The organism is Actinocorallia lasiicapitis (genome assembly GCF_054778695.1).
Genome location: NZ_BAAGZI010000235.1, coordinates 1 through 9,157, shown reverse-complemented (window position 1 = coordinate 9,157; position 9,157 = coordinate 1). Strand labels below are relative to the sequence as shown.

The window sequence follows — 9,157 nt, the reverse complement described above, 5'->3', positions numbered from 1 at the left end:
CAGCCGCGCACGAGCCGCCGCATATCGGGCACCGGAAGGTAGGCGGTGGCCAGCCAGGGCGTGTCGGCGTCGGGGTCGGCGGCGACGACCGGCGCGGTGTAGACGCCCGCCACCCGGCGCGCGGCGGCCACCTCGTGCCGGAACCGGGTGCGGAACTCCGGTTCGTCGGCGAGCTCGGCCCTGATCGTTTTGATCGCGACCAGCCGGCCGGCGGGCGACCGCCCCAGGAACACCCGGCCCATGGCGCCCGCGCCGAGTTCGCCCTGCACGGTGTACGGCCCGATCCGTCGCGACATGGTTCTGGTCAGCCGAGCAGGGCGATGAACTCCTCGAGGGAGATGAGGCCGTCATGGTCGGTGTCGGCCTTGGCGAAGATGCGCAGCAGCTCGTCGTCGCTGAGGACGTCGCCGTTCCGCTCCCACAGGTGCGCCAGCTCCTGCGGGGTGATCATTCCATCGTTGTTGGTGTCGACCACGTGGAAGGCCTCAGCGGCCTCCTGTTCGGTAAGAGCCATAGCCGAAGGCTAGCGGAGGCCGCCGTAAGTGGAGTCTTACCGGGTGGCGGGCCGGCCCTCCTTGAACCGTGCCAGGTACAGGACGGCGGGCCGGAACCCGCGCCGTTCGTACAGCTTGATGGCCTGTTCGTTGCCGACGAGGGCGTCGATCCAGACGTCCTCGATGCCTTCGGCGGCGAGTTCCTCGTCGATCCGGTCGAGCAGCCGCGTGCCCAGCCCCTCACCCCGGCCGCCGGGCGTGACCAGCAGCGAGTGGATGTGCGCGCTCCGGTCGCCGGCGACCCAGGTGTCGTCGGGCGCGTCGACGACCTCGACGAGCGCGTACCCGACGGGCTCCCCGTCCTTCTCGGCCAGCAGCACGAACCCGCCGCCCGCCAGCCACCGCAGATACTCGGCGCGCCGCCCCTCCCACGACGCCTCGTCGTCCTTGTACACCCAGCCCGGCTGCACGTCCTGGTGGTGACGGTGCAGCTCGAGCCAGAGCCCCCGAAGCCGGTCGACGACCTCGACGCCCCCCTTGACGATCTCTGTGCTCATCCTCCGAGGATAGGCCGCCGACGATCGTCAACCGAGGGTTGACGAAGATGGGGCGTCAACCTATCGTTGACGCATGAGCGACCAAGGACCTCGGCTCGACGACCTGATCGACGCCGTACGGAGTCAGAGTCCCGAAGGGGACGTGCTGGAACAGTTGTCGGGAGCGGTGCTGCTCGGCGAGCACCTCGGCGAACTGGCCGACCATCTCATCGGCCACTTCGTGGACCAGGCGCGCCGGTCGGGGGCGTCCTGGACGGAGATCGGGCAGAGCATGGGGGTGACCAAGCAGGCCGTGCAGAAGCGGTTCGTGCCCAAGGAGGGCGCCGCGGAGGCCAGCCCGTTCAGCCGGTTCACCGAAGCCGCGCGGCAGGTGATCGTGCAGTCGCAGGAGGCGGCGCGGGCCGGGTCGCAAGCCCGGATCGGCACCGAGCATCTGCTGCTCGGGCTGCTGACCGAGCCCGACGAGCCGGGCGTGCGCGCGCTCGTCGACCAGGGGATCGACCTCGACCAGGTGCGGGCCGCGGCCAAAGGCGTCCAGGGGCCTCCCGTGGCGGACCTTCCGGCCCTGATCCCCTACTCGCCGCAGGCCAAGAAGCACATCGAGCTCGCCGTCCGGGAGGCGCTGCGCCTGGGCGACCAGCACGTCGGCACCGAGCACCTGCTGCTCGGGCTGGCCCACGAGGAGACGGGGCCCGGCGGGGAGATCCTGCGCGGGCTCGGCTTCGACCGGGAACGCGCCGACGCCTGGATCACAGGTACCGCACGTACCCCGTGAGCCGTGACTCCTTGACCTGGGAGCGGACCCGCTCCCAGGTCCCCGGCTCGTCCAGGTGCCGGACGATCCCGCCGTGCACGAACTCCGAGACGATCACGCCGAGCGCGGTACCGGTCGCGGCCAGCCTGGTCTTGAAGGGCCGGGCGTCCAGCAGCCGCGCCGTCATGTTGATGGCCTCGCCGACCATCCCGTTGCTGTCGCCGGTGACCGGGCCGACGTGCACCGACACCCGGATCTGGAACCGCTCCCCGTCGCGGGCGCGCAGATTGTGCCGGCGCACGGCCGCCGCCAGGTCGGGGCACATCGGGTGCAGGACGCTCGCGGTCGGCACCGTCGGCGGGACGATCATCAGGGCGCCGTCGCCGCGGTCCTCGCGATGGCAGGAGCTCCACGGCACGTTCGACTGGCGGCAGGCCCGCTCCAGCTCCCCGTACATGATCTCGCGGACGACCCGCCGGTTGACGTCGTTGCGGTGCGCGCCGTTGAACGAGGAGATGTCGATCATCAGCACGGTGCAGTTCTGGCCCGCGTAGACGAACGGCTCGGGCGGCTTGGTCTCGGTGAGGCGCTCGTAGAGGTCGTCGCGGATCAGCCGGCGGAGCCGCGGGAAGTCGTTCATGATCCGGTTGAACCGGTCGGCCAGCACCACCAGCGCCTTGACCTCGCCCTGCGCCTCGACGGTCGCCGACCGTTCGCCGCCTTCGAACGCGGCCCGCTCCCCCAGCAGATCGTCCTCGCCGCGGATCGCCAGGATGCTCTCGACCCCGTCCTGGATGTGCTTGATGACGACCTGTCCTGAGCGGAGGATGAACACCCGTTCGCCCCGCTCGCCCTGGCTGCAGAGTTTCACGCCGCCCGGGAAGGTCTCGATCCAGCCGTCGCGCTCCAGCCGTCTGCGCTCGGCCGGGGACAGATTGGTCCAGAAGCGTCCGCGGCTGTCGTCGGCGCCGTAGGCGAAGTCGGCGACGGTCATCATCTACCGGCCTCCAGGACTCGGGGGAAACGTCCTGCCTCCAGTATGACGTCAGGGACAGGGTTTTCCGAGATGAGTGAGGATCGCCTCGGCGATGACCCGCAACTGCCCGGTCTGCTCCGGGGTGATCTGGTCGAACAGGGCGCTCCGGACCGTCTCGACGTGGCCGGGCGCCGCCTCGACCACGAACGCCAGCCCGGCGTCGGTGAGGGTGGCGATCGTGGTGCGGCCGTCCTCGGGATGGCGGCTGCGCTCGACGTAGCCCATCTCCTCGAGCTTGCGGACGGCGTGCGACAGCTTGCTGGGCGAGGAACGCGCCTGGACGGCCAGCTCGGTCATGGTCAGCGAGCGGGTCGGCGACTCCGACAGCATCGCCAGCGCGACGTAGTAGCTGAGCGGGACCCCGGACTGCCGTTGGAGCTGCCGGTCCATCTCCTCGGTGAGGAGCTGGGTGGCCCAGAGGAAGGCACGCCAGGTCTGCTGTTCTTCGTCGTCGAGCCACCGCACCATGCAGCTCATCATAGGGATGCCTCCCGCCGGATGATCTGAGTTGGCCGTCCGGTCACGTCGCACGTCTACCTTCCGTCGCAGTCGAACAGAAGGTTGATGATGATTCTGCACAAACGGGGGCTCGCGATCGGGCTGGCCATGACGGCGGTGTCGGCGCTGGTGGCGGTCGGCCAGTTCGGTGGCGCGGAGGCTCAGGGACGGGCCAACGCCAAGCCGCTGGTGATCGCGCACCGGGGCGCCAGCGCCTACCGGCCTGAGCACACGCTCGGCGCGTACCGGCTGGCGATCGACATGGGCGCCGACTACATCGAGCCCGACCTGGTCCTCACCAAGGACGGCGTGCTCGTCGACCGGCACGAGAACGCGCTGGGCGGCACCACCGACGTGGCCGCGCACCCGGAGTTCGCGGACCGCAAGGTCGCCAAGACCATCGACGGGACCAAGATCACTGACTGGTTCACCGAGGACTTCACCTTCGCCGAGCTGCGCACGCTGCGGGCGATCGAGCGGATCCCCGGCACCCGTCCGGACAACCAGGCCTTCGACGGCCAGGAGCAGATCCCGTCGCTGGAGGAGGTGCTGGAGCTCGCCGAGAAGAACGGCGTCGGGGTGTACCCCGAGACCAAGCACCCGACCTACTTCGCCTCGATCGGCCTGCCGTTCGAGGAGCCGCTGCTGAAGGCGCTCGCCGCCCACGACCTGGACCGGCGCGGCGCGAAGGTGTTCGTCCAGTCGTTCGAGCCGGGCATCCTGCAGCGGCTCCGCAAGCGCACCAAGGCGCATCTGGTGTTCCTGATCAACGGCAGCGGCCGCCCGTACGACTTCACGGCGGCGGGCGACCAGCGCACCTACGGCGACCTGGTGACCAAGCAGGGCCTGCAGTGGGTGTCGGGCTTCGCCGACGGCATCGGCCCCGCCACCACCTGGATCATCCCGGTCGACGCGTCCGGCGCCACCCAGCCGCCGACCACGCTGGTCAAGGACGCGCACCGCGCCGACCTGACCGTCCACCCGTGGACCTTCCGGCCGGAGAACTCCTTCCTGCCCGCGAACTTCCGCCGCGGCAACCCCGCCTCCCCCGCCTACCCGCGGGCCCAGGGCGACGCCACCGGCTGGCTGCGCACCCTGTTCGCCACGGGCATCGACGGGATCTTCGCGGACGACCCGGCGCTGGCCGTCGCCGTCCGCTCGACCCTCTAGCTCAGTTCTGCTGGAGTTTGGCCAGTTCCGCCTCGAAGCTGGAGAACTGCGGCTTGGGGGCCGGGGCCGCGCCGCGCAGGAGGACGGCGAGTTCCTGCGCGGCGCGGTCGATCCGCGGTTGCAGGGACTCGCCGTCGCCCCAGTCCTCGGGCGCGGCGAACACGGCCGTCGGCACGATCCGTGCGCGCAGGTGCGCGAAGAGCGGGCGGAGCGCGAAGTCCAGGGCGAGGGAGTGGCGGGCGGTGCCGCCGGTCGCGCCGAGCAGGACCGGCTTGCCGTCGAGGACGTGCCGGTCCAGGACGTCGAAGAACGACTTGAACAGCCCGCTGTAGGAGCCGTTGAAGATCGGGGTGACGGCGATCAGCGCATCGGCCCCGGTGACGGTCTCCAGCGCCGCGGCCAGCCGCGGCGCGGGGAACCCCGTCACGAGGTTCGAGGCGATGTCCACGGCGAGCTCGCGCAGCTCGATCTGGACGGCTTCGCCGTCGAGCTCACGGGCGGCGGCCTCACCGAGCCGGTCGGCGAGGAGCCTGCTGGACGACGGCAGGCTCAGGCCCGCCGACACCACGGCGACGGTGGTCACTGCACGGCCTCCTTCTCGGCGGCCTCGACGAGGGAGGCGTGGGTGGGCGCCTCGGCGACGCCCGCGGGACGTCCGATGGCGAACTCCTTGCGGAGTACCGGGACGACCTCGGTGCCGAGCAGTTCCACCTGTTCCAGGACGGTCTCCAGCGGCAGTCCCGCGTGGTCGAGCAGGAAGAGCTGGCGCTGGTAGTCGCCGAAGTAGTCGCGGAACGCGAGGGTGCGGTCGATGACCTCCTGCGGGGAGCCGACCGTCAGCGGGGTCTGCTCCATGAAGTCCTCCAGCGAAGGGCCGCCGCCGTAGACGGGCGCCTTGTCGAAGTAGGGGCGGAACTCCCTGATCGCGTCCTGGGAGTTCTTGCGGATGAACGCCTGGCCGCCGAGCCCGACGATGGCCTGCTCCTGCGTGCCGTGCCCGTAGTGCTCGAACCGCTCCCGGTAGTGCCGGACGAGCTGCTGGAAGTGCTCCTTCGGCCAGAAGATGTTGTTGGCGAAGAAACCGTCGCCGTAGAAGGCGGCCTGCTCGGCGATCTCCGGGGAGCGGATGGAGCCGTGCCAGACGAAGGGCGGCACCCCGTCGAGGGGGCGCGGGGTGGCGGTGAACGACTGGAGCGGGGTGCGGAACTTGCCCTTCCAGTTCACGACGTCCTCGCGCCAGAGCTTGTGCAGCAGCGCGTAGTTCTCGATGGCCAGCGGGATGCCGTTGCGGATGTCCTGGCCGAACCACGGGTAGACGGGGCCGGTGTTGCCGCGGCCGAGCATCAGGTCGACGCGGCCGTCGGCGAGATGCTGGAGCATCGCGAAATCCTCAGCGATCTTCACCGGGTCGTTGGTGGTGATCAGGGTGGTCGCGGTGGACAGCAGCAGCCGCTCGGTCTTGGCGGCGATGTAGCCGAGCATCGTGGTCGGCGAGGACGGCACGAACGGCGGGTTGTGGTGCTCGCCCGTGGCGAAGACGTCGAGCCCGACCTCTTCGGCCTTGAGGGCGATGGCGACCATCGCCTTGATCCGCTCCTGCTCGGTGGGTGTCCGGCCGTTGACCGGGTCGGCCGTCAGATCCCCGACGGAGAACAGTCCGAACTGCATTTCCCTCACCCGATCCTTATCGCTTGAACTCTCAAGTTACCAGAACCGGGGGGTCGTGGTCGTTATTCCCCGGCGGGCGCGGGTGACGCCCGCCGGGGATCCGGAGTCAGCCGATCTTGAGGGTGCCGTCCGCGAGGCCCTTCTTGACCTCGTCGATCTTCGTGGTGATCTCGGTGCCCGCGTCGCACAGGACGATGTCGGTGGCACCCGTCCCCGAGGCCAGGCCGAACGGCACCTGGGCGGCCTTGAACGTGCCGTCGAGCACGGCCTTGACCGCGTACTCCAGCTCGGCGCCGGTGTCCTCCTTCACATAGCCGATGACACCGGGCTCCGTGCCGCACGGCTTGACCAGCGGGCCGCCCACCATCGAGGCGCCCTTCTCCTTGGCGGCCTGCGCGAGACCCTGGTGGCCCAGGTTGAGCTGCTGGCCGAAGGCGTCCGCGCCCGCGCCGAGCCCGGCCTGGCCCGCCTGCTTGGCCTTGGCCACATCGTTGAAGTCGCCGACGTACTGCGGCTTGAGCACCTCGACGTCCGGCTTGACCTGCTTGGCCCCGGCGGCGAAGGCGTTCGCCGTCTTGACGATCGCGGGCAGCTCGATCCCGCCGACGAAGGCGACCTTGCCGGTCTTGGTGGTGAGCGCGGCCAGGGCGCCGGCGAGGTAGCCGCCCTCGGCCTGGACCGGGTCGTAGTAGGCGAGGTTGGCCAGCGGCGCGGCGTCCGAGGGGCCGCCGATCTCGACGAACTTGACCTTCGGGAAGGCGGGGGCGACCTGGCGGACGATCGCGTCGGTCTGGCCGCCGAAGGAGACGACGAGCTCGGCGCCGGTGGCCAGCCGGGTGAGGACCTGCTGGTAGTCGGGGGTGGCGACCTGCTCGACCTTGGTCAGCTCGACCTTGTCGGCGAGGTTCTTCTCGATCCGCTGGTAGCCCTCGTAGCCCGACTGCATGAAGCCGTCGTCGGACAGGTTGCCGGGGAACATGACCCCGACCTTGAGCTTGGCGGCGCCGGTGGCGGCGGGTTCGTCACCGCCTCCACCGCAGGCGGTGGCGGTGAGGCCGAGGGCGAGGAGGGCGGCGAGTGCCGGGATGCGCATGGGGGTCTCCGGGGAGGATGAGGGGTACCGGGGGGTTACTGGTATACCGTTAAGTCTGGAGAGGGTGCGTTTCAGGCTGGTTTCACGGAGGTAAGCACTCCGTCGCGGGCCACCGTCCTGCCGTTCCTGAGGACGAGCAGGCGCCGGGGGCGCGTGACGACGGCCTCGGCCGGGGTGCGGGCGTCGAGGACGACCAGGTCGTCCGGCACCGCTCCTTCGGCGGGCGCCTGGCCGAGCGCCCTCAGACCGCCCAACGTGGCGACGACCAGGGCTTCGGCCAGATCCTCGTCGGCGAAGAACGCCGATCGGGCCGCGAGCTGGTGGGCCCGGTCGAGCAGATCGCCGTCGCCCCACGGGGACCACAGGTCACGGATGCCGTCGCTGCCCAGGGCCAGAGGGGCGCCGGCGTCCCGCATCTTGAGCACCGGGACGACCGGATCGTCATGGGCTGCGCAGGTGGCGACGGTGATGCCGGCGTCGGCCAGCCGGGCGATCAGATCGTCCTGCGGTATACCACTCAGTTCGGCGAGGGCGTAGCCATGACCGATCGCGACCCGGCCCTCCAGGCCCGCCCTGACCGTCCGTTCGATGATCAGCTCGAACTGCCAGACGCCCAGGGTGCCGGGATCGTGCAGATGGAGATCGACCGGGACGCCGTGCCGTTCGGCCAGACCGAAGACCGCGTCGAGATGGCGGACCGGATCGCCGTCCACGCCCGCCGGATCGATCCCGCCGACGACCTGGGCGAGACCCGTGGCCAGCGCCTCGTCCATCAGCTCATGGGTGCCGGGATTGGTGAGCAGGCCGTACTGCGGGAACGCGACCTGCTGGACGTCGACCGCGCCGCCCAGTGCGGCGGCCGCCTCGGCGACGGCGTGGAAACCGTCCAGGCCGAACTCGGGCGACACGTCGGTGTGGGTGCGGACCCTGGTCGTCCCGGCCGCGACCATCGCGGTGAGCAGGGCGGCGATCCGCGGGGCCGACGGCACTCCGTGGGCGGCGCGGCGCTCCCGGGTGTAGGCGATCTTGTCGTGGAGTTCGGGGCCCGCGGTGTTGGGGGTCCAGGGGGCCGACCAGAGGGTCTTGTCGAGATGGCAGTGGGCGTCGACGAAGGCGGGGATCACGAGGCGTCCGTCGAGGTCGTGGGTCTCCGCGCCGCCGGGGAGCCGCAGGTCGCGGAGTTCGCCCCGGTAGCGGGCGTTGCGCAGCAGGGTCATCAGCCGGCCAGATCGATCTCGGTGCCGAGGCCCCGGCGGCGGGCGTGGTCGATGAGCAGCCGGGCGGCGGCCAGATCCTGCAGCCCGACACCGAGCGAGTTGTAGAGGGTGATCTGGCCGTCCCCGGTGCGGGCGGGGACGGTGCCGAGCAGCACGTCGCCGAGTTCGCCCGCGATATGGCCCGCGGTGATGACGCCTTCGGCGATCGGCAGGCAGATCTCACCCGACTCGTGCAGAGCCGTGACCCGGCTGTCGACGATCACCCGGGCCCGGCGGATCCCCTCGGAGTCGATCTCCCTGTGGTCGGGGCGCGGCGGAGCGCCGACGGCGTTGACGTGCAGTCCGTCGCCGAACCACGCGCCCCGGACGATCGGATCGCGGGACGGGGTGAGCGTGCACAGGACGTCGGCCGCGCGGACCACCTTCTCGGCCGAGCCCGCCACGTCGGCGCCCGTCCGCTCGGCGAACGCGCGGGCGGTGGCCTCGGTCCTGCTCCACACCACGATCCGGTCGAACTCCAGCACCTGGCCGAGGGCCGCGACATGAGCGTGGGCGAGCGCGCCCGCACCGACCAGGCCGAGGACCCGGCTGCCCGGACGGGCGAGCCACATCCTCAAGACCTCGGCGCTCACCCTCGACGACACCATCGCCGAGCTGGGCAGGACCGTCG

The 9,157-nt window shown here is 70.8% G+C and carries 11 protein-coding genes and 1 pseudogene; 2 read left to right on the top strand and 10 right to left on the bottom strand.

Annotation, left to right across the window (positions count from 1 at the left end; translation table 11 throughout):
• The 3 genes and pseudogenes from ACYVE7_RS22575 to ACYVE7_RS22565 form a co-directional block, all read right to left on the bottom strand.
• Positions 1–296, bottom strand: a pseudogene (locus ACYVE7_RS22575) (WD40 repeat domain-containing serine/threonine protein kinase); the annotation flags it as partial.
• A gap of 8 nt (positions 297–304) precedes the next feature.
• Positions 305–514 (bottom strand): EF-hand domain-containing protein, encoded by a 210-nt coding sequence (locus ACYVE7_RS22570; protein ID WP_460366997.1) that lies wholly within the window; start codon positions 512–514, stop codon positions 305–307.
• A 36-nt stretch (positions 515–550) separates the two neighbouring features.
• The gene (locus ACYVE7_RS22565; RefSeq protein ID WP_460366996.1) at positions 551–1,051 is read right to left on the bottom strand and encodes a GNAT family N-acetyltransferase; all 501 of its coding nucleotides are present in this window, start codon (positions 1,049–1,051) and stop codon (positions 551–553) included.
• 73 nt (positions 1,052–1,124) lie between these two features.
• On the opposite strand from ACYVE7_RS22565, the gene ACYVE7_RS22560 reads away from it, so the two are divergent.
• A complete protein-coding gene (locus tag ACYVE7_RS22560) occupies positions 1,125–1,826 on the top strand; it encodes a Clp protease N-terminal domain-containing protein (protein ID WP_460366995.1) in 702 nt (233 codons plus the stop codon).
• On the opposite strand, the gene ACYVE7_RS22555 is transcribed toward ACYVE7_RS22560, so the two are convergent.
• Entirely contained in the window at positions 1,801–2,802 is a 1,002-nt protein-coding gene (locus ACYVE7_RS22555) for a cyclic nucleotide-binding domain-containing protein (RefSeq protein WP_460366994.1), read from the bottom strand. The genes ACYVE7_RS22560 and ACYVE7_RS22555 overlap by 26 nt on opposite strands.
• Positions 2,803–2,850: 48 nt before the next feature.
• A complete protein-coding gene (locus ACYVE7_RS22550; RefSeq protein ID WP_460366993.1) occupies positions 2,851–3,309 on the bottom strand; it encodes a MarR family winged helix-turn-helix transcriptional regulator in 459 nt (152 codons plus the stop codon).
• A 96-nt stretch (positions 3,310–3,405) separates the two neighbouring features.
• On the opposite strand from ACYVE7_RS22550, the gene ACYVE7_RS22545 reads away from it, so the two are divergent.
• Positions 3,406–4,509 (top strand): glycerophosphodiester phosphodiesterase, encoded by a 1,104-nt coding sequence (locus tag ACYVE7_RS22545; protein WP_460366992.1) that lies wholly within the window; start codon positions 3,406–3,408, stop codon positions 4,507–4,509.
• A 1-nt stretch (position 4,510) separates the two neighbouring features.
• Here the strand turns inward: ACYVE7_RS22545 and ACYVE7_RS22540 are convergent, their stop codons facing one another.
• From ACYVE7_RS22540 to ACYVE7_RS22520, 5 genes are all read right to left on the bottom strand, one after another.
• Positions 4,511–5,092, bottom strand: coding sequence for a CE1759 family FMN reductase (locus ACYVE7_RS22540; protein WP_460366991.1), 582 nt, complete (start codon positions 5,090–5,092; stop codon positions 4,511–4,513).
• Entirely contained in the window at positions 5,089–6,177 is a 1,089-nt protein-coding gene (locus ACYVE7_RS22535; protein WP_460366990.1) for an LLM class flavin-dependent oxidoreductase, read from the bottom strand. The genes ACYVE7_RS22540 and ACYVE7_RS22535 overlap by 4 nt, the downstream gene beginning before the upstream one ends.
• Before the next feature lie 106 nt (positions 6,178–6,283).
• Entirely contained in the window at positions 6,284–7,270 is a 987-nt protein-coding gene (locus ACYVE7_RS22530) for a BMP family protein (protein WP_460366988.1), read from the bottom strand.
• A gap of 71 nt (positions 7,271–7,341) precedes the next feature.
• On the bottom strand, positions 7,342–8,487 hold the full coding sequence (locus ACYVE7_RS22525) for an amidohydrolase (RefSeq protein WP_460366987.1): 1,146 nt from the start codon (positions 8,485–8,487) through the stop codon (positions 7,342–7,344).
• The coding region (locus ACYVE7_RS22520) for an ornithine cyclodeaminase family protein (RefSeq protein ID WP_460366986.1) at positions 8,487–9,157 on the bottom strand (671 nt) is incomplete at its 5' end. The genes ACYVE7_RS22525 and ACYVE7_RS22520, both read right to left, overlap by 1 nt.

Bases quoted from the DNA above. Each gene is read 5' to 3' on its own strand.
- ACYVE7_RS22570 (WP_460366997.1), bottom strand. From the start codon at position 514: ATGGCTCTTACCGAACAGGAGGCCGCTGAGGCCTTCCACGTGGTCGAC.
- ACYVE7_RS22565 (WP_460366996.1), bottom strand. From the start codon at position 1,051: ATGAGCACAGAGATCGTCAAGGGGGGCGTCGAGGTCGTCGACCGGCTT.
- ACYVE7_RS22560 (WP_460366995.1), top strand. From the start codon at position 1,125: ATGAGCGACCAAGGACCTCGGCTCGACGACCTGATCGACGCCGTACGG.
- ACYVE7_RS22555 (WP_460366994.1), bottom strand. From the start codon at position 2,802: ATGATGACCGTCGCCGACTTCGCCTACGGCGCCGACGACAGCCGCGGA.
- ACYVE7_RS22550 (WP_460366993.1), bottom strand. From the start codon at position 3,309: ATGGTGCGGTGGCTCGACGACGAAGAACAGCAGACCTGGCGTGCCTTC.
- ACYVE7_RS22545 (WP_460366992.1), top strand. From the start codon at position 3,406: ATGATGATTCTGCACAAACGGGGGCTCGCGATCGGGCTGGCCATGACG.
- ACYVE7_RS22535 (WP_460366990.1), bottom strand. From the start codon at position 6,177: ATGCAGTTCGGACTGTTCTCCGTCGGGGATCTGACGGCCGACCCGGTC.
- ACYVE7_RS22530 (WP_460366988.1), bottom strand. From the start codon at position 7,270: ATGCGCATCCCGGCACTCGCCGCCCTCCTCGCCCTCGGCCTCACCGCC.
- ACYVE7_RS22525 (WP_460366987.1), bottom strand. From the start codon at position 8,487: ATGACCCTGCTGCGCAACGCCCGCTACCGGGGCGAACTCCGCGACCTG.